We start from the raw sequence: 26,861 nt of genomic DNA on the forward strand, positions 1-26,861 counted from the left end.
AAATGCAGACAGCAATTATGGTTTTAATAGTAATGACCATTATAGGACTTTTGTTTGGACTTATTTTGGCCTATGTAGATAAAAAATTTGCAGTAGAGGTAAATCCACTTATAGAATTGGTAGAAGATGTGCTCCCAAAGGGACAATGTGGAGGATGCGGGTATGCAGGATGTAAGGCATATGCAGAAGCAGTTGTGCTGGACGAAAGTGTTTCTCCTAATCTTTGTGTACCTGGGAAAGAAGAAGTTGCAAAGGCAGTGGCAGAACTTACCGGTAAATCTGCTGGAGATGTTGAAGCAAAAGTTGCTCATGTAAGGTGTTTGGGAGATTTATCAAATACAGTAAAAAAATATGACTACAAGGGAATAAAGGATTGTACTGCGGCAAATTTACTTCAGGGAGGACCTAAAGCCTGTGAGTATGGATGTTTAGGTTTTGGAACCTGTGTAAAACATTGTCCTTTTGATGCATTAACTATGGGGTCTAAAGGGTTACCAATAGTTGATACATTTAAATGTACAGGCTGTGGTTCTTGTACAATTGTTTGTCCAAAGAGTGTAATTCAACTGAGACCTTTAGGTTCAAAAGTTCAAGTTAATTGTAATTCTAAAGATAAGGGTGCACAGGTACGTAAATCCTGTAAGGTAGGATGTATTGGGTGTGGACTATGCATGAAAAATTGCTCCTATGGTGCTATTAAGCTGGAGAATAATTTAGCAGTAGTGGATCACCATATCTGTATTGAAAAATGCAGTGAAGCTACTTGTCTTGCTAAATGTCCTACAGGAGCCATTAAAAAAATTACAAGTGCTATGGATTTGCAAGAGCAAAGTAAAGAAGAAGCTGCAGCAAATTCATAATTAGATGATAAAACATGCTGCAGAAAAAACTGCGGCATGTTTAATTCCAACTGAACCTCTGAATTACTTGATTGATCAGGAATCCAGGAAACTTTTAAATATGGGAATTTTACTTAAATTGTCCATTAGGAATTTTGTACACCAACCTATAAAATATCCTGTTATTATGGCAGATATTAAAAGCACAGGCAGGTATATATATATTTTGAAGTCCTGAATTATAATAGATGCTATTAATAACTGACCTATATTATGAAATATGGCGCCGCATATGCTTATAGTCCAAAGACTCATGGAATTTTTAAGATATTTATATAATATAATCATAACTAAATTGCTTAAAATTCCACCAGCTATGCTGAACATAAATGCGGTCATTGTACCGTTAAACATTGAACCTAAAAGAGTTCTTAAAAGCATTACCAGTAATGCTTCCCTCCAGCCTAAAAGTATTAAGGTGGCCAGCGATACTGTATTAGACAATCCTAGTTTGATTCCAGGAAATAAAACTGGAATCTGTGCTTCTATTATATATATGACTAGAGCCATGCCTACTAGAAAGCTTAAGAAAACTAATTTTTTTGTTTTATTCATTTTTACACCCTAAGTATTTTTATTATAGAAAATTGTCACAAATGATCTAGTTATGATTTTACTATAATAGAAATCTATTTACAATGTTTATTGTAAAATTCACCCTTGTAAAAATGTAAATCAACTAAGAACCGATATAACTGTTGCCGTCCAGAGGAATTAATACTTGAAGTTCAGGTGGTTTAGATAAGTTTCCTACAGCATATATGGTATAAAATCTATCTCCACGTAATCTTATATTAGGTACATATAGAATTCTTTCATCGGAACTAGAAGACCTAGCTTCTATGGTATAGGTTCCAGGATCTACAGGTATATATGGAGTTATCTGTTTGTAAGATACATTTGAAAAAAGTGTATTCCCATTAGGAAGAACCACATTTAGGGTAGGTGCTTCAGGGGAAAGATGACCAAATCTTATAAATGCTTTATCTGGAATTTTAGGATGGCGGACATCTTCTATAGATAAAAGGTCCATATTTGGATACTCATTTATGGCAGCCAGAGTAAATATTTTTTCTGGAGGTATGAATAGACTCTTATCTATAAGTGGATTTACAGTATTTCCAGAAGGAAATACTTTTATATGATATGTTCCAGAAGGTATAGTTACATAATCTGAAAAGTATTTATACAGTAAATTTCTAAACATAAGTCTATCGTTTAAATATACATCTATTGCAGGAGAATTTGGACTGGCATTTAAAAATCTTATGTGGGATACAGCTCTAAATTTAGGAGCTCTGTAAAAATTCCGAGCACAATAAGGACAAATGAACATTAGTAATTCACCTTTCATAAATTTATACAATAATAATATATGTAGATAATTATATCTGTGATACAATTATATGAGATTTACAAAAGAGAATTATATTAATACTGTTTAAAAAGATATTTACCTAAATAATACAAATTTAAAGAGACCGGAATGTCACTTATATCTATGTAGTCCATAGAATATTTTCCGTCCCAGGGATAGATACACACATACTTTTCATTATATATGTCTATTAATAATTTTTCTTTATCAAAGGTGAATGTAATCCTATAGGCAGATTTTTCTGGAAGATTTTTAGGCTTGCTAATAAAATTCTTTTTTTTAAGGGAAGACAGCATATTTTTTATATCTACAATATTATCTTTATCTAAATTTATTTCATCGTGAAAATTATTTTCTTCCATGGTACATTTTAATGGAGAGGATAAAGTTAAATTTTTAGCAAGCAAGTTTGTGTAATAAAAATTGTTTGGTTTTTGGGGATTAAATACCTCATTGTTTAATTTATAACTAAGTCCTGCAAGAAATATAACCGGTATTAAAATTAATAAAAATTTTTTCAATTTATATCACACCTGACATAGAGTATTATAGTAAAATCTATGTTTTTATTTTAAAGGTTATACCTTAAATTTAATAATATATTAGTAATAAAAGTAGGAGGTTTTACATAATGAATTATAAAATTATTGCAGTAGATATGGATGGAACCCTTCTGGACGATGAGAGACTGATACCAGAGTATAATAAAGATATGATATATAAAGCTGTAAAGTTAGGAGTAAAATTTGTCATTTGTTCGGGAAGACCTCCTATGGCATTAAAGTTTTATTCTGAAATAATATTTCCAGATGAACCTGTAATATGCTGTAATGGAGGAGTAATAATAGGAGAAAATAAAAATGTTATTAAATCAGTTCCCTTGAATAAATACAGCTTACTAAAAGTTATAGATATATTAAGAGAGGAGAAAGATACCTATTATCATTTTTATGACGATTTTGGACTTTATAGCGAGCAATTTAGGTATACCACTAAAAAATTTTATGATATTAATAATAGTCTCAGTGAAAAATTCAAGATGAAAATTACAATTGTAAAGAATTCAAAAACATTCATAAAACACTGCAGATGTAATATAACTAAAATAGTAGTTATAGACGAGGATGTAGAATATCTGGAGAGATTGAGAAATAAAATAGCTAAGGTTCCGGGTATAACAACTACAAAGTCAGATTTGTATAATATTGAAATAGTTAGCAGAGGTGTTTCAAAAGGCAGTGCTCTGGAATTTTTGGCACATTATTATGATATACCTATGGAGCAGTGCATAGCTGTGGGGAATGATGAGAATGATAAGAGTATGATTAAAACTGCCGGTCTTGGGGTAGCTGTATTTAATTCACGGGAAATTTTAAAAAAATCTGCAGATTATATTACAGAAACAGATAATAACAGTGGTGCTGTAGGAGAAGTTATTAAAAAATTTATATTGTAAAATATATTGACAACTATAAAATTTAGTTTTATAATGTTAAATAACAATTTTAAAAGTTAAATCCTATGAGCAGGAGTAGTAAGTATTATAATTTAGGCTAAGAGAGTCTGAGATGGTGGGATTCAGATGCTAATGTTAATGCCGAATGGATCTGTAAGGTGTGATGTGAATTAATAGTAGCAGTATCCGGTAGTCTACCGTTAAAAAGACAGGGTATCGAGAATATTTCTCCGTACCTGAAAGAGAGAGTTTTATTTGGGTGGCTAAGAAATTGGGCATTTCTTCCTAAAAGGGAGAAATGCTTTTTATTTTTGACTGTACCATCTAATATAAGATTAATATGGGTGGTACCGCGGAAAATACACTTCGTCCCTTTTAAGGGATTGAAGTGTATTTTTTTATTAACTTTGGAGGTGAAAAAGTATGTTAAATTTAAATGAAAGTGAATTTAATCTATTAAAAAATAATAAAGATGCATTTCCTGTAATATGTAAATTAAATGGAGATGAAATAACACCTATAAATATATTTTATAATCTAAAAGGTGAAAATAAAATAATAATGGAAAGTGTAGAATTCAATGAACAAAAGGGAAGATATTCTTTTATAACATGTAATCCCTATATGGAAATAAAAAGCTTTAAAAATGATATATTTGTAGAGTATAAAAATTCTAAATTTAAATTTCATGGTAAAATAATGGACTTTATACAGAAGTATATGGATATAAATTACAACACAAATTCAGTGGATATACCTTTTATTGGAGGGGCTATTGGATATGCGGGATATGACGTAATAAAACAGTATGAAAATATAAAAGATGATAATGAAGATGACTTAAATATTCCCGAAAGTTACTTTATGTTCTACAAAAATTTAATATGCTACGATCACTTAAAGCATAGACTGATTTTAATATACAATGTGTTTCCAGAAGATGATATAAGTTATGGAGAAATCAATAGTTATTTTGAAAGATTATACGGGCAGATTACTGAAAAAATAAAGGTTCATAATATTTCTAATAGTTCAAAAAAAGCAGAAATTACTTCTAATTATACTAAAGATGAATTTTGTAGAAATGTAGAAAAGGCCAAAGAATATATAAAAAGCGGAGATATATTTCAGGTGGTTATTTCTCAAAGGTTAAAATGCAGCACTGAGATTAAGGCCTTTGATATTTATAGAAAGCTGAGATATGAAAATCCATCCTCCTATCTTTTTTACATGGATTTTAAGGATTTTCAGATAGTAGGCTCATCTCCAGAAAGGCTTGTGAGTGTGTATGGAGACAGGGTCAGCACTAACCCCATTGCAGGCACAAGAAAAAGAGGAACAAGCAGAGAAGAAGATGAAAAATTAAAGAATGAACTTATAAATGATGAAAAAGAAAGGGCAGAGCATGTTATGCTGGTGGACCTTGGAAGAAATGACATAGGAAAAGTAAGTGAATTTGGAACTGTTGAAGTCACAAAATTTATGGAAGTACAGAAGTATTCCCATATTATGCATTTGGTATCTGAGGTTTCAGGAAAGTTAAAAAGTGGAATATCAAGTTTTGATGCTTTTATTTCCTGTCTTCCTGCAGGTACGGTGTCAGGGGCCCCTAAAATAAGGGCCATGGAAATAATAGATGAAATTGAAGATAGAAAAAGACTTCTCTACGCAGGGGCGGTGGGATATTTTTCTTATAACAAAAACATGGATACCTGTATTGCCATAAGGACAGTAGTTATAAAAGAAGGTTATGCATATATGCAGGCTGGCGGAGGCATAGTATATGATTCTGATCCTGAATCAGAGTATGAGGAATCTTTAAATAAGGCAAAGGCATTAATGGAGGTGGTGTAGTTGATATTGATGATAGATAATTATGATTCTTTTACCTATAATCTTTATCAATATATAGGAGAATTGCATGAGGATATAGTAGTAGTTAGAAATGATGAAATTTCGGCAGAGGATATAGAGAAATTTGAAAACCTGCAGGGCATAGTTATATCTCCAGGCCCGGGAGTGCCAGAAGATTCAGGTATATGTATTGAGGTAATAAAAAAGTACGGAAAAGATATACCTATTTTAGGAATATGTCTTGGACATCAAGCCATAGCTGTGGCCTACGGCGGAGATGTAGTCAGGGCAAAAGAAATACGACACGGTAAAACATCTATGGTGGAGCATGTAGAAAATGAATTATTTAAAGGAATTAAAAGTCCTATTAGGGCCATGAGATATCATTCTTTAATAGTAGATGAAGAATCCATAATTCCTACCCATATTTTTAAAATTGCAGAAAGTGATGATGGTGTTTTAATGGGTATAAAGCACAGTGTTTACCCGGTGTATGGACTTCAATTTCATCCTGAATCCATATTGACAGAGTGCGGCCGCGGTATAATAAAAAATTTCCTGCAGGAGGTATGTCATGTTAAATGAAGCTATAAAAGAAGTTTTATCAGGTAAGGATTTATCTGAAAGTCAATCTGAACAAGTTATGGAAAATATAATGAATGGACAGGAGTCTTCTGCCCTGATAGCTGGCTTTTTAATAGCACTAAAAATGAAGGGAGAATCTATCCCAGAGATAACCGGATGTGCAAAGGCTATGAGAAATATGGCAGTGCCTGTAAAATTAAAATCCCAATATGCCATTGATACCTGTGGCACTGGAGGAGATGGGGGAAGGACTTTTAATATATCTACTGCAGCGGCTATTATAGCAGCTTCTGCAGGAGTAAAAGTGGCTAAGCATGGAAATAGAGCAGTTTCTAGTCAAAGTGGAAGTGCAGATGTGTTAAAGGAGCTTGGAATTAATATAAATTTAGAAAAATCCAAAGTTGAACACTGTATTGATAATGTGGGAATGGGGTTTTTATTTGCACCAAGCTATCACAGTGCTATGAAAAATGTGGCAGGTATTAGAAGAGACTTAGGAGTTAGAACTATATTTAATATATTAGGACCTCTTACCAATCCTGCGTTTGTGAAAGGACAGGTTATGGGAGTATATGACAGAAAACTTTTAGAACCAGCAGCTAAAACACTTTTAAATTTAGGATGTGAAAGGGCTATGGTAGTTCATGGCGGAGATGGATTAGATGAAATTACAACTACTACGGTAACTTATGTATGTGAAGTAAAAGATGGAGAAATAAGAAAATACACTTTGTCTCCTGGAGATTTTGGTATAAAAACTACTTTTTATAAAAATATTGCAGGGGGTACTGCCAGGGAAAATGCGGCTATAATAATGGATATATTAAAGGGCAAAACCGGCCCTGAAAGGGATATAGTGGTGTTAAATAGTGCAGCTGCAATTTATATAGGAAAAAAGGCGGAGGATTTAAAAGAAGGGATTCTAAGAGCCAATGAACTTATAGACTCTGGAAAGGCTTATGCCAAGTATGAGGAAATTTTAAATTACAACAATTGAGGCAGGTGTTGTGGGATGATATTAGATGATATAGTAGGTGTAAAGAAGAAGGAACTGGAGATTAGAAAGGAAAGTAAACCTCTAAAAGATATTGTAGATGAACTTAGCAGAATAGATGAATTTAAAATTAGAAATTTCAAAGGTGCCCTGATAAATGATGATATATCTATTATAGGGGAGATAAAAAGGGCATCTCCCTCTAAAGGTATAATAGACCGTAAATTTGAATTTGAAGATATATGCAGCACATATGAAACGCTGGATATAGATGCTGTATCTGTGCTTACTGAGCAGCATTATTTCAAGGGAAAAGATGAATATTTAAAGAAGGCTAAAGAGTTTATTTCAAAACCTGTGCTGAGAAAAGATTTTATTGTAGATGAATATCAAGTTTATGAATCAAAGCTTTTAGGGGCAGATGCTGTACTTCTAATAGTAAGAATTTTAAAAGAAAACTTAGACAAGTTTTATAAGATAGCTTCTTCCATAGGACTTCAATGTATTGTAGAGGTCCATAATAAAAGTGAACTAGATATTGCCCTTAAAATAGAACCGGAGATAATTGGAATAAACAATAGGAATCTTGAAAATTTTACTGTGGATTTAAAAAATACAGAAAATTTAATTAATTATATGCCAGAGAATACTGCTGTAATTTCAGAAAGCGGGATAAAAACAAGTATGGATTTTAAATATATAAAAAGTCTTCCTATAAATGGAGTATTAATTGGAGAAGGACTTATGAAAAAAATTTATGATATAGAGAGTATCAAAAAATTCATAGATAGTGTAAAAAGTGGATAACTTTGAATAGATAATTGGAGATGAGTGCACATTGATTAAAGTGAAAATATGCGGCCTTAAAAGAGACGAGGATATTAAATGTGTGAATAGATATAAGCCGGATTATGTAGGATTTGTATTTTCAAAGAGTAAGAGACAGGTAAATTTGGAGCAGGCTAAAATGCTTATAGCAAATTTAGATAGTAGTATTAAAAGTGTGGGAGTTTTTGTAGATGAAGCTTTAGAATATGTATACAACACATCAAAAATTTTAGCACTGGATGTAATTCAATTTCATGGCTTAGAAGATGAAGAATATATGAGGCATTTTAATGAATTTACTATTTGGAAAGCTTTAAAAGTGAGATGTAGGGAAGATATTTTGAATTTAAACTATAAATATGCAGATGGAATAGTTTTAGATAACAAGACAGCTGGAAGCGGGAAATGTTTTGACTGGGATATTGCAAGACATATTAAAATTAAGAAGGACCTGATACTGGCAGGAGGCATCAATGAAGAAAATGTTGAAACTGCAGCTTATATAGTTAATCCAGATATAGTGGATGTGTCCAGCGGCGTGGAAAGCCAGGGATATAAGGATTCCAGTAAAATAAAAATGTTTATTGAGAAAGTGAGGAATATTAAGTGAATAAATCATATGAAAATTCAGGAAGATTTGGAAGGTTTGGAGGACAATATGTACCGGAAACAGTTATGACTGCACTTATGGAACTTGAAGAAAGTTTTAACAAAGCAAAAGAGGATAGTAAATTTATTGATGAATACATGTACTATTTACAAGAGTATTCAGGAAGACCTACACCACTTTATTATGCGGAAAACCTTACTAAAAATTTAGGTGGTGCAAAGATATATTTAAAAAGGGAAGATTTAAATCATACCGGTGCACATAAGATAAATAACGTATTGGGACAGATACTTCTTGCAAAGAGAATGGGAAAGAAAAAGGTAATAGCGGAAACCGGTGCAGGACAGCATGGAGTGGCAGTGGCTACAGGGGCTGCTATGTTTCAAATGGAATGTGTCATATATATGGGAGAAGAGGACTGCAGGCGGCAATCTTTAAATGTGCTTAGAATGAAGATATTAGGGGCAAAAGTGGTTTCTGTAGAGTCAGGCACTAAAACTTTAAAAGATGCGGTAAATGAAGCTCTTAGAAAATGGGTAGAAAATATTGAAGATACCTTTTATGTAATGGGTTCTGTAGTGGGGCCTCATCCTTATCCAACTATGGTAAGGGATTTTCAAAGAATAATAGGAGATGAAACAAAAGAGCAGATTTTAAAAAAAGAAGGAAAACTTCCCAATTATATAATAGCATGTGTGGGAGGGGGAAGTAACTCCATGGGCATTTTTTACCCCTTTGTAGAAGATAAGAGTGTAAAACTTATAGGAGTTGAAGCAGCAGGACTTGGGGTAGACACAGATAAACATGCAGCTTCTATGGCTAAAGGCTCTGTTGGAGTACTCCATGGCATGATGACTTATCTCATTCAAGATGATGAAGGACAGATACTTCCTGTTTATTCTGTATCTGCAGGACTTGATTATCCCGGAGTAGGACCTGAACATGCCTATTTAAAAGATACAAAAAGGGCGGAGTACACTTATGTTACAGACCAGGAAGCACTGGATGCCTTTGGATATTTAAGCAGGTGTGAAGGTATAATACCAGCTCTTGAAAGTTCTCATGCACTGGCTTATACCATGAAATTGGCACCTGAACTTTCAAAAGAAGAAATAGTTGTAGTAAATATCTCAGGACGGGGAGACAAGGACGTAGATACTATTTCAGAACTTAATATATTTGGATAATATGGGGAGGATATATACATGAACAGAATTGATTTTAAATTTAAAGAGTTAAAAGATCAAGGTAAAAAAGCACTTATACCTTTTATAACAGCAGGAGATCCTAGTCTGGATACTACAGTTAATATTGTGCTTGAAATGGATAAAAAAGGAGCGGATATAGTGGAAATTGGAATACCCTACTCCGATCCACTGGCAGATGGGCCTATTATACAGGGTTCTTCTCAAAGAGCAATAAAGGGGGGAGCCAAAATTAGAAACATTATGGAAACTGTAAGAAAGATAAGGGGAAAAAGTGAAATTCCTCTTGTATATATGGTATACTACAGTTCTATATTTAAATATGGTTTGGAAAGATTTATAGCGGAAGCTTCTGCTGTAGGAATAAATGGAATTATAATCCCAGATCTTCCCATAGAAGAAAGGGGAGACATAATGGACATAACTGTAAAATATGAAGTTCACTTAATACCTCTTGTGGCACCTACCTCAAAAAGAAGAATTCAGGAAATAGCGGCTGGGGGATCCGGCTTTGTATATTGCGTATCTAAAAATGGGGTAACTGGAGTGGGAGAGAAAATCAAAACTGATATTAAAGAATATATGGAACTTGTAGGGAGCTATACGGAACTTCCTAAAGCTTTGGGCTTTGGAATTTCAGGATCCAGTATGGCAAGAGAATTTAAACCTTATTGCGATGGAATAATAATAGGGAGTGCCATAATTGACATCATATATAAATGTAAAGGGGAAAAAGAAATATTAGATAAAGTAGGGAATTTTATTTCAGAGGTGAAAAAGAGCTTGGAGTAGAAGATTTTTTTTATATCACTTATAGGTTATAATATATACTAACTCTAAAGTTTTGAATTAGGGTCATTGTATGTATTAGATTTGGGAGTGATATTTTTGGAAGAAAGAAAACAGATTCAGACTAGGTTAAGAAGAATAGAAGGACAGATAAAAGGCATTGAGAAGATGATTGAAAGTGATATATGCTGCAGGGATATTTTAATACAAATTGCAGCGGTGAGAGCAGCAGTAAACAAGGTAGGAGGTCTGGTACTTAAAAATTATGCCAGAACCTGCCTGGTGGAAGATGAAAATAATAGAGCTAAAAATGATAATATAGAGGCCTTTTTAGAAACTTTTACTATGTTCCTAAAGTAAACAATATAAAAGCAGAGTGATTAAAGTTGATCGATTTTAAAAAGTTTTTTTCTAAAAAGTGCAGCGGCCTTGAATATGGAGGATACTAAAAATATACCTACAGCTATAGTTCCGGCAATCTCCAGTGTGTTAAGGCCTGTAGACAATGATTCATTTATATGACCCTGTATAGAATAGAGCATGGTATTATACATTCCCCATCCTGGCACTAGTGGAATAATTGAATATATTATAAAAGTTGTGGCAGGAGTTTTTATCACTCTTGCCATTATTTCTGAATAGGTGGAGGCAAATACTGAAGCTGTAAAAAAACACAGCAGGCTGGAAGAATTCACATAGTGTGAAGAAAGAAGATAAAAAAACCAGGTAAATCCTCCACCTAAGGATGAGAATATTAAATTTTTACCCCTTACATTTCCAAGTATACTGAAAGACAAGGTAGCAATGAAGATATATATAGAATTTATTATCATAAAGCTGTTCCTCCTATAATAAGCCATAATTTTAATACGACTCCTGTGCCTATGGCAATAGCTACAGCTACCAGAAAGGCCTCTATTCCCCTGGAAATGCCAGAGATCAAATCCCCTGCAATGGTATCTCTTATGGCGTTTGTTATGGAAAGCCCTGGTACCAGAAGCATAATGGAACTTATTATTATGGTATCTCTATTAGAACCTATGTTGTATTTAATGCTTATAAGTGCTATTAAAGCAGCTATAGAGCCGCATAATGTGTTTATGAAAAACTCATTTGCCCTAAGAAAATTAAGACTTCTAGAAGTTAAATTTATTAAAAGTCCTATAAAAAATGCTACTATAGAGTCTTTTATGTTCCCTCCAAAAGCAAAACAAAAAAACGTTGTGGCTAAGCCTGAAAATACTAGGGTCATTTTAAGATTATAGGGACTAGAGGATTCAATTTTATTTAGCTTGATCTCTACTCTATATAGAGAATAATTATTTTTTTTTATATTTCTTGACAGGTTATTTACCCCGGATATTTTTTCTAAGTCCAATGTTCTATGGCGTACTCTTTTTATTACTGATATGGTTTGGCCGCATTCATCAGAGGCGGATACTATAATTACATTTAAGGTTACAAAAGCATCTATGCTGAATATACTATAATTGTTTCCTATTCTGGTTATGGTTTCTTCAACCCTGTATATTTCAGCTCCGCTTTCCAGCATTATTTTTCCGGCATGGGCTGCCACATGTACTATTTTATCAACGTTCATAGATGATATTCTCCTTGCATGGAATAAATGATGAGATTATTATATCATAAAATTTGTGTTTATTATTCACAAAGTATACTTGTGTAAATTGAAGTTATAAAGTAATATGGTAATGAAACTGAAGGATTACAAAACTTATATTTTCAAAGGAGTGAATAGCACATGGATTTTAATGAGTTAAAAAATACTGATAAAGATATCTATGGAATAATTGAGGAAGAATGGGAAAGACAAAAAAATGGTATAGAACTCATTGCTTCTGAAAATTTTACAAGTAAAAGTGTGATGGAAGCCATGGGGTCCTTTTTAACCAATAAATATGCAGAAGGGTATCCAGGCAAAAGATATTATGGAGGATGTTACATAGTAGATAAGGCAGAAGATTTGGCAAGAGACAGGATGAAAAAACTTTTTAATGCAGAGCATGTAAATGTACAGCCTCATTCAGGTTCCCAGGCAAACATGGCTGTTTATATGTCTGTTCTAAAACCGGGAGATACGGTTCTTGGAATGAGTTTAAATCATGGAGGTCATCTAACTCATGGAAGCAAGGTAAGTTTTTCAGGTAAATTATATAATTTTGTTTCCTATGGATTAAATAGTGATACGGAGATAATTGATTATGATGAAATGAGAGAATTGGCACTTAAGCACAAGCCTAAGATGATAGTTTCTGGTGCCAGTGCCTATCCGAGAAAAATAGATTTTAAAAAGATAAGGGAAATATGTGATGAAGTGGGAGCCTACATGATGGTAGATATGGCCCATATTGCAGGAATTATTGCTGCAGGAAGACACGAATCTCCAGTACCTTATGCAGACTTTGTTACAACTACTACCCATAAAACATTGAGGGGACCTAGAGGAGGGGCAATAATATGCAAGGAAAAATATGGGGCTGCCCTTGACAAGACCATATTTCCAGGAATACAAGGAGGACCTTTAATGCATATTATAGCTGCCAAGGCAGTTTGTTTTGGAGAAGCATTAAAGGATGAATATAAGGAGTATATAGATCAGATAATAAAAAATGCCAAAGTTTTTGGAGAAGAGTTGGTTAAGTACGGATTCAGACTTGTAAGCGGAGGCACTGATAACCACCTTTTATTAGTAGATCTTACTAATAAAAATATTACGGGAAAGGATTTGGAAGAACTTTTAGATAAGGTAAACATAACTGTAAATAAAAATGCCATTCCTTTTGACAAGTTAAAACCAAATGTTACAAGTGGAATTAGAGTGGGAACTCCAGCTGTGACTACCAGAGGATTTAAAGAAGAGGAAATGAAAAAAGTAGCTTATTTTATCAATAAAGCAGTGGAAAATAGAGAAGGGGACCTGTCAGCTATTAAAAGGGAAGTAATAGAATTATGTGAGGCTTTTCCTCTTTATGAATAAGTTATTTTTAAATTGCAACTGTCTGTTTTAGTGCAGGCAGTACTTTTTTGAAATTAAATTAAAGTTTAAGGTGTATTTATTTTTACAAAGCTAATAATATTCTAGAATATTTATGAATACAATTTATTAAAATAAATATAATGGGGTTGAGCTGTATGATAAAAAAAGGAACTTTTATTGAAGTAAAAATAGTACACCATAACGAAAATAAAAACACGGTTAATGTATTTTTAAGAGGAAATTGCTTAAGGAGCTGTAAGGTAGGAGAATATACAGAAATACTCACTACCACAGGACACATAGCTGGAGGCATAGTTTCTGAAAATAACTTTTTTTATGCTTCTTTAGCCGCAAATAGTAAAAATATACAAGGAATACTTTTTATTAGAGAAAAAAGATAAGACCGTACTGTATATTGTTCACAAAAAAATATATATATGATATAATATATGCGAATAATTTTGATAAAAGTATAATAAACGTTCGAAAAAATAATAAAACAAGGAGAAAGTACAATGAGTGTTAAAAGACTGTTCGTAGAGAAGAAAAAAGGATTTGACATAGAAGCTCAGGGACTTCTCAAAGATATTAGAGAAAGTCTTGGTATTTATCATTTAGAAAATGTAAAAGTAGTAAATCGTTATGATATAGAAAATATAGATGATAGGGAATATGAAAAATCCAAATATATAATATTTTCGGAAAAAACTGTAGATAACATATATGAAGAAGAAATAGACATGGAAGAAAATACGAAGGTTTTTGCTGTAGAGTATCTTCCTGGTCAGTATGATCAGAGAGCGGATTCTGCATCTCAATGTATTCGAATATTAACTCAAAGTGAAAAGACACAGATTGCATCTTCAAAGGTATATATTCTTTATGGGGATATATCAGAGGAGGAATTTGTAAAGATAAAAAATTATTGTATAAATCCTGTGGATTCCAGGGAAGCTTCTTTGGAAAAATTAGATAGCTTGAAAAGCGAATTAGTTATACCAGAGTCTGTGGAAATATTAGATGGATTTATAGAAAAAGATAAAGAAGAACTTGAGGAATTTATAGAGGCTAAAGGTCTTGCTATGAGTATAGAAGATTTAATCTTCTGCCAGAGGTATTTTAAAGAAAAAGAGAGGAGAGATCCTACTATAACGGAAATAAAAGTAATAGATACATATTGGTCCGATCACTGCAGACATACTACTTTTATGACTGAATTAACTGATGTATCCATTGAAGATGGAAAATTCTCAACTCCTATAAAAAACGCTTATGAAGACTATTTAGAATTGAGAAATAGAATATATACTGAAAATAAAAAACCTGAATGTCTTATGGACATAGGTACCATTGCTGTAAAGAAATTGAGAAAAGATGGAAAACTAAAAGATTTAGATGAATCAGATGAGATAAATGCATGCAGTATAGTTGTGGATGCAGATATAAATGGGAAAAATGAAAAATGGCTTGTAATGTTTAAAAATGAAACCCATAATCACCCAACGGAGATTGAGCCTTTTGGAGGAGCTGCAACCTGTCTTGGAGGGGCAATACGTGATCCACTCTCTGGGAGATCCTATGTATATCAGGCTATGAGAGTTACAGGAAGTGGAGATCCAAGAACCAAGGTGGAGAATACATTGAAAGGAAAACTCCCACAGAAAAAAATAACCCTAGGGGCAGCGGAAGGGTATAGTTCTTATGGAAATCAGATAGGTCTTGCAACAGGTATGGTTTCTGAAATATATGATGAAGGATATGTGGCAAAGAGAATGGAGATAGGTGCAGTTATAGCTGCAGCTCCTTTTGAAAATGTAAAGAGAGAGAAACCTGTAATTTCTGATGTAGTAATACTTTTAGGAGGAAGAACAGGAAGAGATGGCTGTGGTGGAGCTACAGGTTCTTCTAAAAAACACACGGAATCCTCCATACTTACATCTGGAGCGGAAGTGCAAAAGGGTAATCCAGTTACTGAAAGAAAAATTCAAAGGTTATTTAGAAAGCCAGAGGTAAGCAAACTTATTAAAAGGTGTAATGATTTTGGTGCAGGAGGAGTATCTGTAGCTATAGGAGAACTTACAGAAGGACTTGAAATAAATTTGGATTTGGTACCTAAAAAATATGAAGGTTTAGACGGAACTGAACTTGCTATTTCAGAATCTCAAGAACGTATGGCAGTGGTTGTATCAAGAGAAAATCAGGATAGATTTATAGAATATGCAAGGCAGGAGAATTTAGAGGCAACTAAAGTAGCTGATGTTACAGGGGATAACAGGCTTAAGATGTTCTGGAGAGGGGATGCCATTGTAGATTTAAGCAGAGAATTTTTAGATACCAATGGAGTAAGGGCATCAGTGGATGTTAGAGTAAAGTCTCCTGAGGATAAAAGCTATTTTGAGAGAAGTATTTCAGATAAAAAGTATGAAAATAATAGCATAAAAGAACTGTGGATTGAAACTTTAAAAGATTTAAATATGTGTAGTCAAAAAGGACTGGTGGAGAGATTTGACAGCAGCATAGGTGCTTCTACTGTACTTATGCCTTTTGGAGGAAAATATCAGGATACCCCTACAGAAGCTATGGCAGCAAAATTACCTGTATTAAATGGAGATACCAATACTGCCACAATAATGAGTTGTGGATACAATCCAGATATTGCCAAGTGGAGCCCTTTTCATGGAGCAGTTTATGCAGTGGTGGAATCAGCAGCTAAAATTGCAGCTTCAGGAGGAGATGTAAATAATATAAAACTTACTTTTCAGGAGTATTTTGAGAAACTCGGCAAAGAGCCAGAAAGGTGGGGTAAGCCTTTTTCTGCCTTGCTTGGAGCCCTTTATGCCCAAGAGCAATTTGGCATAGCAGCTATAGGTGGAAAAGACAGTATGTCAGGAAGTTTTAAGGACATGGATGTTCCACCTACTTTGGTTTCCTTTGCAGTTAGTACAGCAAGAGCTGACGATATTATATCACCTGAGTTTAAAGACTATGAAAATTATGTAGTGGTTATACCTGCATTAAGGGATGAATTTTCTCTTCCAGATATTAAAAAACTTAAAAAAAATTATGGCATCATAAATAATATGATTAAAGAAGGTCAAGTGTTGTCCGCCCACACTGTTAAAAGAGGAGGAATATGTGAAGCCGTAAGCAAAATGAGTTTTGGAAATAGGATTGGAATGAAGTTTAAAGATGATATAAGTGCCAAAGAATTATTTTCTCCAGATTATGGCTCTATCATACTAGAAATAGATTCAAAAATAGATATCGATGAAAGGCTTAAAAACACAGGATTTAAACTCATTGGATTTACCCAAAAAGAGCAATCTATAGAAATAAATAAAGAAAAGATATCTATTTTGGATATGGTAAGTTCTTGGGAAGAAAGTCTTGAAAATGTTTTTCCTACTTACGTTTCAGGAGAAAATAAGAAAATAGAAGTAGAGTATTTTGAAAGAAATAATAAAATTTCTCCGGCAATAAAGGCGGCAGTTCCAAAGGTAATTATACCTGTATTTCCTGGAACTAATTGTGAATATGATACGGAAAAAGCTTTTAAAAAAGCAGGGGCTCAAGTAGAAACTGTTATAATTAAAAATTTGACAGGCACGCAGATAGAGGAATCTGTAGATGCAGTTGTAAGAGGAATAAATTCTTCCCAGATTATTATGCTTCCAGGAGGATTTAGCGCGGGAGATGAACCGGAGGGTTCAGGTAAATTTATTGCTACCTTCTTTAGAAATTCTAAGATAAAAGAAGCCGTAATGGAGTTTTTAAATAAGAGAGATGGACTTATGCTTGGAATATGCAATGGCTTTCAAGCCCTTATAAAATTAGGACTTGTACCTTTTGGGGAAATAAGAGATATAGATGAGTCTTGTCCTACCCTTACCTATAATAAAATAGGAAGACACGTGTCTACCATAGTAAACACAAAAGTTATTTCCAATTTATCTCCATGGTTTAACAATGCAAAGGCAGGAGATATTCATTCCATAGCAGTTTCCCATGGAGAGGGAAGATTTGTGGCGGCAGATGATGTTATTGACAAGCTCAAAATTAAAGGTCAGATAGCAACACAATATGTGGATCTAAATGGTAATGCCAGCTGTGATGTTAAATTTAATCCAAATGGTTCCTACTTTGCAATAGAGGGTATAACAAGTCCAGATGGGAGAATACTTGGTAAAATGGGACATTCAGAAAGAATAGGAGAAAATGTATTTAAAAATATTCCAGGGGAAAAGGATCAGAAATTATTTGAAGCAGGAGTAAACTATTTTAAAATTTAAATTATTCCTTATGTTAAGTGTAGGTTATATAGAGATGAAGTGTAAAAAGCTTCATCTTTTTTATTATTCCTTATAGAATCCTTATAATTATAGATTATTATTTAATCGAACAGGAGGATGGATTAATAATGAATGATTTAATTTTAGAGACTAAAGAGCTTTGTAAAAATTTTAAAGGACAAATGGCGGTAAATAATGTATCGCTCAAAGTCAGGCGCAATTCTATTTATGGATTGCTTGGACCAAATGGAGCGGGAAAGTCCACAACATTAAAGATGATAACTGGAATGCTGAGAGCAAGTAGTGGAAAAATTCTGTTTGAAGGTCATAAATGGAGTAGAAATGATTTAAAAAATATGGGAGCTTTAATTGAAGGAGCATCACTTTATGGAAATCTTACTGCAAGGGAAAATTTAAAGGTGCGTACAATAGTTTTAGGATTACCTGATAAAAGAATTGATGAAGTGCTTGAAATAGTGGATTTAAAGAATACAGGCAATAAAAGAGCGCATCAATTTTCTATGGGAATGAAGCAAAGGCTTGGAATTGCAATTGCACTTTTAAATAATCCAAAGCTTTTGATTTTAGATGAGCCCACTAATGGACTGGATCCTTTTGGTATACAAGAACTTCGTGAATTAATTCGATCTTTTCCAAAGGAGGGTATTTCCGTAATACTATCAAGTCATATATTGAGTGAAGTTGAACAGGTAGCTTGCCAAATTGGGATTATCTCAGGTGGAATTTTAGGGTATCAGGGGGATATGAAAAAGGGAGAAGATCTTGAAAAGTTGTTTATAGAGGTTGCAGGAAAATACAGAAGGGAGGGGGAATAGCATGGGAGCTTATTTTAAATCAGAGTATTTGAAAATAAAACACACCTTTATAGGAAAACTTATCTTTATTACCCCTTTTTGGCAATAGCACTTTCCTTTATTTTAACCACAAGATATTTTGAAATTGACAGTTACAATTGGTGGTATGTAATGCTTTTTCCAGGAATGATATCTTTATTATGTACATTAGTTGTTGTTAAAGATAAAAAAATGAAAAATATGGCGGTGCTTTCCTTACCTGTAGATTTAAAAAAGATTTGGATGGCAAAAGTACTTGTATGTGTATGCATGATTGTAATTGCATCTATGATTCATTTATTTGGCTCTGTATTTATAGGAAATATTTTAGAAATAGGGAAACTAGGAAGAATCCCAATGATAAATGCAGTATTTGCAAGTATAGTCTTGATAATAACACTTCTATGGCAGATACCTTTATGTATGTTTTTAGGAAGTAAAATAGGAATGTTTGCCACAGTATTAATCAACATTGTTTGCTGTATATTAGGAGTACTGCTTGCTGTTTACGATACGCTGTGGATGATACCCTATGCAGTTCCTTCAAGACTTATGATTCCAATTATAAAAGTTCTGCCAAATGGGTTACCAGCTATTCAGGGTAATCAGGCTTTTACACCGGAATTATTATGGGACAGCGTTATATTACCAGGCATTATAATTATAGTTAGCTTATTTGTCATACTTGCATTTTTTACTGCAAAATGGTACGAAAATCAGGAGGCAAGGTAATATGTTCATGCTCATTAGATTAATAGGATCTGATTTTTATAAAGTACGTCACACTGCAATATTTTGGATGCACATTATTGTTCCAATATTGATTTCATTATTATTTGTTGCATATTATGGAACTTCAACTGCAGCAGTAGATAATGTTTCTAAGATGGGGCTGTATACACAAGTTTTATCCATGGGATTTCCATTGATAATTGGTATAGTATGTGCTATGGCTGTGGAACAAGAATATGATGCGGGAAATTTTCGGGGGCTCTTGATGTCAGAACACAAGCTTTTAAGTTTTTCAAGTAAAATATGTGCGCTGCTTTTTATGGCATTTTTTTCTCTTATTATTGCTATTGGCATTTTTGCATTAGAATTGGAATTTTTAGTTCATGAGGATGTATTTAATTTTTATATTTATGGAAATATAATTTTAATTTTATTATTTAGTCAAATATTTTTGTATATACTACACTTATTATTAAGTTTTCGTTTTGGAACAGGGGCCTCCATAGGACTTGGAATAACAGAAAGTCTGATTTCAGCTCTTATGCTTACAGGACTTGGGGATGTAATAGGCAAATGGCTGCCCTGCAGCTGGGGTGGCAGAATAATTCAAAATTATATTATATTGAATAGTGATGTATATGATATTAATGTACTACTGTATAAATTTCAGGGATTATATATGAATGGGTTTAAATTAGGAATATATATTTGTGGCATTGCAACTATCATATTTCCCTGTTGAAAGATGTTTGGATTATGATTTGATTTTACTGGATGTGATGATGCCTCATATATATATTATGCTTTTGTCTTGCAACAATTTTACTTTTAGTAGTATATTCATTTTTAGTTGTTGTGATGATTGAAAAGCATTTTATATTACCTGCCAATTATTCAGAGAAGAAGATTGAAGAAAACAGCAGTGCCATTTTGAATGCAGATAAGGTGACTAAAAATTTAATACCTCAGGGCTGTAATTATGGTGTTTATGATGAAAAAGATAGTATGCTTTATGGAAGTTTTACAGTTGAACAAGCTGAGCAAGCATGGAGGGCAATGAAAAATAATCAAAATATTATTTTTGGAGATCGCTATTATAAGGTATTTCATAGAAAAAAAGACATTTGTATTATTCAATATTCTATTAAGGCACAATTTGAATCACCTTTAATTAGAAAATATTTGGCAAATGTAGAGTTGTTAGGAGTAGTTTTATTTTTGATATTATTTATAGGAGAAGTTGTTCTGCTGGCGGTGATATTTGGAAAATACCTATCTAGAGAGATTAAAGTTCTAATTGAAGTTTCAGATAACATAAAGAGAAAGCATCTTGACTTTGAGCCTAAACATTCTGATATTCATGAAATTGAAGAAGTTATTAATTCTTTAGATGATATGAAAAATGCGTTGAAGGAATCTTTGGAAAAACAGTGGAATATGGAAAAATTAAGGAAAGAACAAATTTCTGCATTGGCACATGATATAAATACACCTCTTACCATAATAAAAGGAAATGCAGAATTAATGAAAGAAAATAGTATTGAAGCAGATAATATAAAATATAATGATTATATATTAAAAAGTGCAGATGAAATTGAAAAATACTTAAGAATTCTTATAGATATTACAAAGTCAGGGGATAGGCTGATTTTAAAGCAGGGCAAAATAAGAACTAAAGCATTTTTTGAAAGGATTGTAGATAAGGAAAGTGCATTAGCTTCTGAAAAAAATCTTGAACTTATAAATGAAATGGAAAGTGTACCTGAATTTTTTTATGGGGATGAAGAACTTTTATATAGGGCTATTATGAATGTGGTTTCAAATGCAATTGAGTACTCCCCGGAGTTTGGAAAGCTGATTTTTAAAATTTATGGATGTAAAAATGAACTTGAGTTCTTAATTGAAGACAATGGACATGGATTTTCAAAGGAAGAACTGCAATTTGCAGCAGAGCAGTTTTATAGGGGAGATAAGAGCAGAAGTTCTAAAAATCACTATGGTATGGGATTATTTATTACAAGTTCATTTATAAAGTTAAGTGGTGGAATTATGAAACTGTCAAATTCTGAACAAATTGGCGGCGCAAAAGTAGTTTTGAAGGTACCATTATTACCTAAATCCATCACAACAAATTAAGTAAATAAGTGTCCGCTAGAACTTGACACAAATAAATTATTGTAATTTGTTGTTTATTTTAAATACCTATGGTTTAATTGAATTAGTGGAAAATAATATATTATGCTGGGGGAGATGTGTAGATGACAAAACCCATAATTATGACAGATGCCAGTTGTGATTTGCCAGGCAGTTTTATTATGGAAAACAAAATTCCCTTTTTAGGTCTAATTTGTAACTTTAAAGGCAAAGATTATGAAGATAGTTTTGGAGAGTCTTTAAGCTACAAGGAATTTTATGAAGGATTAAGAAAAGGCGAATTACCCTATACCTGTCAAATAAACGAATATAGATTTACTGAAAAATTCAAGGAACTGCTAAAGGAGAAAAGACCTATAATATACATAGGTCTGTCCTCAGGAATAAGCGGTACTTTCAACAGTGCAAAGCTGGCAAAGGAAGAGGTGTTAAGCCAATTTGAAGATGCTGATATAACTTTAATAGATAGTAAATCCGCATCAATGGGGCTGGGTATTTTAGTATATAATGCTTATTATATGGCAGAGAATGGGTGCACTGGAGATGAAATTGTAAGCTGGATAGAAAGTAATAAACTTAAAATGAACCATTGGTTTATGGTGGAAGATTTAAAATATTTAAAAAGAGGAGGAAGGATACCTCCATTTAAAGCAAATGTAGGCTCTCTCCTAAATGTAAAACCAATTATGTGTATTCAAGAAGACGGTACTTTAAAAAGTGTAGTTAACCTTAGGGGAAGAAAAAAGGCAATTAAATGTATTGCAGAGAAATTTAAAGAAAAGAGTATGTATACGGAAAATCAGATTATAGGTATTTCACATGGAGATTGTTTAGAAGATGCAATGTTCCTTGAAAAAATTATAAAAGAAGATTTTCCAAATAATAAATTTATTATAAATATACTGGGATTTGGCATGGCCGCTCACTGTGGGTGCGGTACCCTTTCTTTGTTTTTTCTGGGAAATGAAAGATAGATTGTTTTAAATTATGGTTTACCAGAGGCACTGGAGACTTAGCTTCCTTAGCATAATAAGGATTTGCTTAGTCTCTTTTTATTTTTATGTGAGTATTTTAAAAGAAATATAAAGTTTACATTGTTTTAATGTACTTTACATTCTTAAATTATATACTATTTTTAATTATTTGATATAAATTGATCTAACTAAAAATATAAGGGAAGAAATCTATGAAAACTATTAAACATAAGATAATATTGGTAATTTCAGTTACATGTGTATTAAGTCTATTGGTGTCTTCGGCAGTCAGTTACTTTATATTTTACAATTCCATAATTGGAGAATCTAAAAATAAGATTTCAGCACAGTCGGATAAATATGCGGAAATTATCAATGGTTGGATTGAAGGGCAGGGAAAGATAGTAAGTGAGATTGGTGATAGTATACAACATATGGGAACTTCAGATGATAAAAAACTTCTGGAGTATTTAAAGAAAAAAACAGATTCAAATTTTTATTCTCTAGCAGTATATGTAGGTTTTAATAATAAAAAATATTTAGATGGTTCCGGATGGGTGCCTGACAATACATTTGTATGTACTAAAAGAATATGGTATAAGAATGCTGTTGAAAAAAGAGCTCTGGCTTATTCCGAGCCATATGTGGATGCAGAAACAAAGAAAATGATAATATCCATATCTAAACCCATAATAGAAAATAATGAAGTGGTTGCAGTTGTAAGTTCTGATATTAGATTGGATACAATCACGAATATTATAGATAAGGCAAAGCCTATAAGTAATAGCTATGCTTTTTTAATTGATAATAAAAATAATTTTATGGTTCATCCTAATAAGGATTTTAAGCCTACAGCAGAGGGAGCTAAAAATATTACAAAAGTAATGGGTGGACATTTTTCAAGCATATTGAATAAAAATATAATTTTGAATCGGGATTATGATGGCAAAGAAAAATATTTTACTACTTCAAAAATTAATTCTTGTGGCTGGACAGTTGGCTTGGCAGTGCCTAAAGCTCAATTGGAAAAACCATTGAGAGAATTAATCTGGTGGTTGACATTGGTAATTGGTGCTTCATTAATATTAGCAGTGTTGATTTCCATGTATTTTGGCAAAAAGATAGGGGATCCTATATTATCCCTGGTGAAAGTAGTAAATAAAGCTTCGAATTTTGATTTGACTTCAGATCATAGTTCTGATTATCTATTAAAAAGAAAAGATGAAATAGGACAACTTGCAAATGCATTCAATATTATGAGGGAAGAATTAACCGGATTAATCAAGGATATATCACATAATTCCCAAAAGATGAGCATAGAAAGTAAAGAGTTTTCTAAAATCGTCAAAGAAATATCCTCAAAAATTCAAGAAACAGGCAGCGCTGTAAAAAGTATAACAGATGTTGTACAGGAGTCAGGTGCAGTATCGGAAGAAATCAGTGCATCTATAGAAGAAGTGGATTCCAGCATAAATGAGCTTTCAAGTAAGGCTGAGGAAGGAAGCAATAATGCAAATGAATTTAGACAAAGATCTGAGCATATAAAGGCTAAATTCAAATCCATTATAGAAAATATTCAAAATTTATATAATGAGAAAGAAGAAAATGTAATAAAGGCAATTGAAGATGGGAAAGTAGTGGAAAATATAGTAATGATGGCAGATACTATTTCCAGTATAGCAGAACAGATAAATTTACTTGCCCTTAATGCATCAATAGAAGCTGCCAGGGCAGGAGAACAGGGAAAAGGATTTGCAGTAGTGGCTGAAGAAGTTGGAAAACTTGCAGAACAGTCTTCACAGGCAGTATCAGGTATCAAGGAGACTATTATAAAAGTCAAAGAAGCATTTGAAAAACTTTCTTATACCACAAATGAGATATTACATTTTATAAATGATGATATATACTCTCAATTTGTTAGTTTTCAGGATATTGGAAATCAATATTACAATGATTCAGATTATACAAGTAAAATGTCTAATGAGATAGCGGCATTTTCCCAGCAGATTACCGCTACAATAAACCAATTAAGTGAGGCAGTTCAATTCATGGCATTAAATATACAAAATTCATTAGGCGATGCAGAAACAATAAGAACAAATATTGATAAAAATACTAAATCAATAGGACAAGTTGCTGTAACAGCCCAGGGACAAACAGAAATGGCAGAGAAACTTAATAAAACAGTGAAGAAATTTAAAATTTAGATTCTGTAAATTAAAGTTACTTATAAATTTTTTATATATTATATTGCTATTTTCAAGATTAACTGATAGAATAGCATTAATAATTTAATTTAGCACTACATTGAATTAAAGCGATAAAACAAGGAAGTGATTTCTATGGCTAATTGGAGAAAATATATACCAGAGGGAACAAAGGATATTTTATTTCAAGAATGTAAAAAGAAAGTACAGGTAGAAAATATATTGAGAGAAATTTATATAAATAGTGGATTTTTAGAGGTTAAATCCCCCACTTTAGAGTTTTATGATGTATTTAATATAGAGAATTCAACTTTGCCTCAGGAAAAAATATATAAATTAATTGATGGCCAAGGAAGAATATTAGCTTTAAGAGCAGACATGACCACCCCCATTGCAAGAATTGTGGGGACTAAGTTAAGGGATGCAGTCTATCCTTTAAGGCTTTGCTATACTTCAAATGTATATAGAGTCAATGAGAGTTTAAATGGCAAAAATAGTGAAATAACTCAATCAGGAGTGGAAGTTATAGGAATAAAGGATATTAATGCAGATGCAGAAGTGATTATAATGGGAATAAAATCTCTTTTAAATTGTGGACTTGAAAATTTTAAAATAGAGATTGGCCATGCAGAGATGTTTAAGGCGTTGGTAGAAGATGCAAATCTTGATTATGAAGAGAAAGAAAAGTTGAGAGAAAGCATAGACACTAAGAATTTTACTGCGTTGAATGAAATTCTTCATGAAAATAAGGGTAAATTTGAAAAAAGTTCCTTAAATGTTTTAAAAGAACTTCCAAAGTTATTTGGAGGTATAGAGATAATCGAAAAGGCATCTTGTCTCACTTGTAATAAAAGGGCCATAAAAGCTTTAGAAGATGTTAGAAAGGTGTATGAAATTGTAGAGAGTATAGGACTTGGGGAATATCTGTCCGTAGATTTAGGAATGGTGTACCATATAGATTATTATACTGGAATAATATTTAGAGGGTATACTCAGGGTTTTGGAGGAAACATACTAAGTGGGGGAAGATATGATAATTTGATAGCACAATTTGGAGAAAATAAACCGGCTACAGGATTTGCCATAGATGTGGATGGAATAATTAAATCCCTTGAGACAAATGGGAATTTTTCTGATAAAAATGATGAAAAGGTGCTTGTCTATTATAACAAACAAAATTTCAAAGAGGCATATGAAAGAGCGCAGAGCCTTAGAGAGAAAGGAATAGTTGCAGAAATTACCCATTTTGATGAAGAAAAAGAGGCCAGAGAATATGCACATAGTAAAAATATGAAGTTCTTAAAAATATAAAGTGTTTAAAAGTAGATAATTAATATGTGGGTTATTGTTTGTTTTTAGATACTTAAAGAAATGGAGAAATTGGTATGGATGGTGAAAGAAAAATCAAAATAGCTCTAACTAAGGGAAGAATAGAAAAAGAAGCTGTAAAGATATTTGAAAGAGCTGGTGTAGATTGCAGTGAAGTTATAAATAAGGGGAGAAAACTTATTTTTCATAATATGGAAAGCAATATAGATTTTGTATTGGTGAAAGCTCCTGATGTACTCACTTATGTAGAGCATGGTGTAGTGGACATAGGAATAGTTGGAAAAGATACTTTGCTTGAGCAGGATAAAAACTTTTATGAAGTATTGGATTTGGGATTTGGGAAATGTAAATTTTCACTGGCTGGTCTTAAAGATTCCAATTTTTATTCAGGATATAACAGAAAAAAAATTGCCACTAAATATCCAAATGTAGCAAGGAGTTATTTTAGAAAGCTAGGGCAGGATGTGGAAATTATAAAAATAGAAGGTTCTGTGGAACTTGCACCTATACTGGGGCTTGCAGATGCCATAGTAGATATAGTGGAAACAGGCAGTACATTAAAAGAAAATGGTCTTGTTATCTACAAGGATATATGCAGTATAAGTGCCAGGATGGTAGTTAATATGGCCAGCATGAAAATGAAAAAAGAAGAGATAGAAAAAATAATAAATAAGGTGCAAGTGCAGATAAATGAAATAGAAAAAGCTGTAAGGTAGGAGGGAGTCC

Annotated in this window: 26 protein-coding genes and 1 other annotated feature; of the genes, 21 read left to right on the forward strand and 5 right to left on the reverse strand. The window is 32.7% G+C overall.

Going from position 1 to position 26,861, the window contains the following annotated elements; all coding sequences use genetic code 11:
* Positions 1 to 2 precede the first annotated feature (2 nt).
* On the forward strand, positions 3 to 860 hold the full coding sequence (gene rnfB / locus CKL_RS06245; RefSeq protein WP_012101655.1) for an RnfABCDGE type electron transport complex subunit B: 858 nt from the start codon (positions 3 to 5) through the stop codon (positions 858 to 860).
* 75 nt (positions 861 to 935) lie between these two features.
* On the opposite strand, the gene CKL_RS06250 is transcribed toward rnfB, so the two are convergent.
* The 3 genes from CKL_RS06250 to CKL_RS06260 all read right to left on the reverse strand — a co-directional run bounded on the left by CKL_RS06250 (position 936) and on the right by CKL_RS06260 (position 2,798).
* Positions 936 to 1,454: a Gx transporter family protein gene (locus tag CKL_RS06250; protein ID WP_012101656.1), complete on the reverse strand. Its 519-nt coding sequence runs from the start codon at positions 1,452 to 1,454 to the stop codon at positions 936 to 938.
* A gap of 124 nt (positions 1,455 to 1,578) precedes the next feature.
* On the reverse strand, positions 1,579 to 2,253 hold the full coding sequence (locus CKL_RS06255; protein WP_242652539.1) for a DUF4397 domain-containing protein: 675 nt from the start codon (positions 2,251 to 2,253) through the stop codon (positions 1,579 to 1,581).
* Between the two features lie 77 nt (positions 2,254 to 2,330).
* Positions 2,331 to 2,798, reverse strand: a complete 468-nt coding sequence (locus CKL_RS06260) for a DUF4883 family protein (RefSeq protein WP_012101658.1) — start codon at positions 2,796 to 2,798, stop codon at positions 2,331 to 2,333.
* Positions 2,799 to 2,908: 110 nt separating this feature from the next.
* Here CKL_RS06260 and CKL_RS06265 point away from each other — a divergent pair, with 110 nt between their 5' ends.
* From CKL_RS06265 to CKL_RS06305, 9 genes are all read left to right on the forward strand, one after another.
* Positions 2,909 to 3,733, forward strand: coding sequence for a Cof-type HAD-IIB family hydrolase (locus CKL_RS06265; protein ID WP_012101659.1), 825 nt, complete (start codon positions 2,909 to 2,911; stop codon positions 3,731 to 3,733).
* Between the two features lie 56 nt (positions 3,734 to 3,789).
* Positions 3,790 to 4,110 (forward strand) — a binding site (T-box leader).
* 46 nt (positions 4,111 to 4,156) lie between these two features.
* The gene (trpE, locus tag CKL_RS06270; protein ID WP_012101661.1) at positions 4,157 to 5,587 is read left to right on the forward strand and encodes an anthranilate synthase component I; all 1,431 of its coding nucleotides are present in this window, start codon (positions 4,157 to 4,159) and stop codon (positions 5,585 to 5,587) included.
* On the forward strand, positions 5,588 to 6,172 hold the full coding sequence (locus tag CKL_RS06275; protein ID WP_012101662.1) for an anthranilate synthase component II: 585 nt from the start codon (positions 5,588 to 5,590) through the stop codon (positions 6,170 to 6,172). It begins immediately after the preceding gene.
* Positions 6,162 to 7,169: an anthranilate phosphoribosyltransferase gene (trpD, locus tag CKL_RS06280; RefSeq protein WP_012101663.1), complete on the forward strand. Its 1,008-nt coding sequence runs from the start codon at positions 6,162 to 6,164 to the stop codon at positions 7,167 to 7,169. Before CKL_RS06275 ends, trpD begins: the two co-directional genes overlap by 11 nt.
* A gap of 15 nt (positions 7,170 to 7,184) precedes the next feature.
* A complete protein-coding gene (gene trpC / locus CKL_RS06285) occupies positions 7,185 to 7,973 on the forward strand; it encodes an indole-3-glycerol phosphate synthase TrpC (protein WP_012101664.1) in 789 nt (262 codons plus the stop codon).
* A 31-nt stretch (positions 7,974 to 8,004) separates the two neighbouring features.
* Positions 8,005 to 8,604, forward strand: a complete 600-nt coding sequence (locus tag CKL_RS06290) for a phosphoribosylanthranilate isomerase (protein WP_012101665.1) — start codon at positions 8,005 to 8,007, stop codon at positions 8,602 to 8,604.
* Positions 8,601 to 9,791, forward strand: a complete 1,191-nt coding sequence (trpB, locus tag CKL_RS06295; RefSeq protein WP_012101666.1) for a tryptophan synthase subunit beta — start codon at positions 8,601 to 8,603, stop codon at positions 9,789 to 9,791. Before CKL_RS06290 ends, trpB begins: the two co-directional genes overlap by 4 nt.
* Before the next feature lie 18 nt (positions 9,792 to 9,809).
* A complete protein-coding gene (gene trpA / locus CKL_RS06300) occupies positions 9,810 to 10,601 on the forward strand; it encodes a tryptophan synthase subunit alpha (protein WP_012101667.1) in 792 nt (263 codons plus the stop codon).
* A gap of 96 nt (positions 10,602 to 10,697) precedes the next feature.
* Positions 10,698 to 10,958: a metal-sensitive transcriptional regulator gene (locus CKL_RS06305; protein WP_041700782.1), complete on the forward strand. Its 261-nt coding sequence runs from the start codon at positions 10,698 to 10,700 to the stop codon at positions 10,956 to 10,958.
* A 20-nt stretch (positions 10,959 to 10,978) separates the two neighbouring features.
* Here the strand turns inward: CKL_RS06305 and CKL_RS06310 are convergent, their stop codons facing one another.
* The gene (locus tag CKL_RS06310) at positions 10,979 to 11,431 is read right to left on the reverse strand and encodes a threonine/serine exporter family protein (protein ID WP_012101669.1); all 453 of its coding nucleotides are present in this window, start codon (positions 11,429 to 11,431) and stop codon (positions 10,979 to 10,981) included.
* Positions 11,428 to 12,198: a threonine/serine exporter family protein gene (locus tag CKL_RS06315; RefSeq protein ID WP_012101670.1), complete on the reverse strand. Its 771-nt coding sequence runs from the start codon at positions 12,196 to 12,198 to the stop codon at positions 11,428 to 11,430. The genes CKL_RS06310 and CKL_RS06315 overlap by 4 nt, the downstream gene beginning before the upstream one ends.
* 162 nt (positions 12,199 to 12,360) lie before the next feature.
* On the opposite strand from CKL_RS06315, the gene glyA reads away from it, so the two are divergent.
* The 11 genes from glyA (at position 12,361) to hisG (ending at position 26,851) form a co-directional block, all read left to right on the forward strand.
* Positions 12,361 to 13,596, forward strand: coding sequence for a serine hydroxymethyltransferase (glyA, locus tag CKL_RS06320; protein ID WP_012101671.1), 1,236 nt, complete (start codon positions 12,361 to 12,363; stop codon positions 13,594 to 13,596).
* A 155-nt stretch (positions 13,597 to 13,751) separates the two neighbouring features.
* Positions 13,752 to 13,997, forward strand: a complete 246-nt coding sequence (locus CKL_RS06325) for a hypothetical protein (RefSeq protein WP_012101672.1) — start codon at positions 13,752 to 13,754, stop codon at positions 13,995 to 13,997.
* Between the two features lie 114 nt (positions 13,998 to 14,111).
* Positions 14,112 to 17,885, forward strand: coding sequence for a phosphoribosylformylglycinamidine synthase (locus CKL_RS06330; protein WP_012101673.1), 3,774 nt, complete (start codon positions 14,112 to 14,114; stop codon positions 17,883 to 17,885).
* Between the two features lie 128 nt (positions 17,886 to 18,013).
* Positions 18,014 to 18,721 carry a lantibiotic protection ABC transporter ATP-binding protein gene (locus tag CKL_RS06335; RefSeq protein ID WP_012101674.1) on the forward strand — a complete coding sequence of 236 codons (708 nt, stop codon included), beginning with the start codon at positions 18,014 to 18,016 and terminating at the stop codon, positions 18,719 to 18,721.
* A gap of 78 nt (positions 18,722 to 18,799) precedes the next feature.
* The gene (locus CKL_RS06340; RefSeq protein WP_012101675.1) at positions 18,800 to 19,471 is read left to right on the forward strand and encodes a lantibiotic immunity ABC transporter MutE/EpiE family permease subunit; all 672 of its coding nucleotides are present in this window, start codon (positions 18,800 to 18,802) and stop codon (positions 19,469 to 19,471) included.
* Position 19,472: 1 nt separating this feature from the next.
* Positions 19,473 to 20,213: a lantibiotic immunity ABC transporter MutG family permease subunit gene (locus CKL_RS06345; RefSeq protein ID WP_012101676.1), complete on the forward strand. Its 741-nt coding sequence runs from the start codon at positions 19,473 to 19,475 to the stop codon at positions 20,211 to 20,213.
* Between the two features lie 116 nt (positions 20,214 to 20,329).
* Positions 20,330 to 21,607, forward strand: coding sequence for a sensor histidine kinase (locus tag CKL_RS06350; protein ID WP_012101677.1), 1,278 nt, complete (start codon positions 20,330 to 20,332; stop codon positions 21,605 to 21,607).
* Between the two features lie 122 nt (positions 21,608 to 21,729).
* The gene (locus CKL_RS06355) at positions 21,730 to 22,599 is read left to right on the forward strand and encodes a DegV family protein (protein ID WP_012101678.1); all 870 of its coding nucleotides are present in this window, start codon (positions 21,730 to 21,732) and stop codon (positions 22,597 to 22,599) included.
* Between the two features lie 212 nt (positions 22,600 to 22,811).
* On the forward strand, positions 22,812 to 24,806 hold the full coding sequence (locus tag CKL_RS06360) for a methyl-accepting chemotaxis protein (protein ID WP_012101679.1): 1,995 nt from the start codon (positions 22,812 to 22,814) through the stop codon (positions 24,804 to 24,806).
* A 135-nt stretch (positions 24,807 to 24,941) separates the two neighbouring features.
* Positions 24,942 to 26,117, forward strand: coding sequence for an ATP phosphoribosyltransferase regulatory subunit (locus CKL_RS06365; RefSeq protein WP_012101680.1), 1,176 nt, complete (start codon positions 24,942 to 24,944; stop codon positions 26,115 to 26,117).
* Between the two features lie 74 nt (positions 26,118 to 26,191).
* Positions 26,192 to 26,851 (forward strand): ATP phosphoribosyltransferase, encoded by a 660-nt coding sequence (hisG, locus tag CKL_RS06370; RefSeq protein WP_012101681.1) that lies wholly within the window; start codon positions 26,192 to 26,194, stop codon positions 26,849 to 26,851.
* The last annotated feature ends 10 nt before the right edge of the window (positions 26,852 to 26,861 follow it).

Source organism: Clostridium kluyveri DSM 555, assembly GCF_000016505.1.
Classification (GTDB): Bacteria; Bacillota; Clostridia; order Clostridiales; family Clostridiaceae; genus Clostridium_B; species Clostridium_B kluyveri.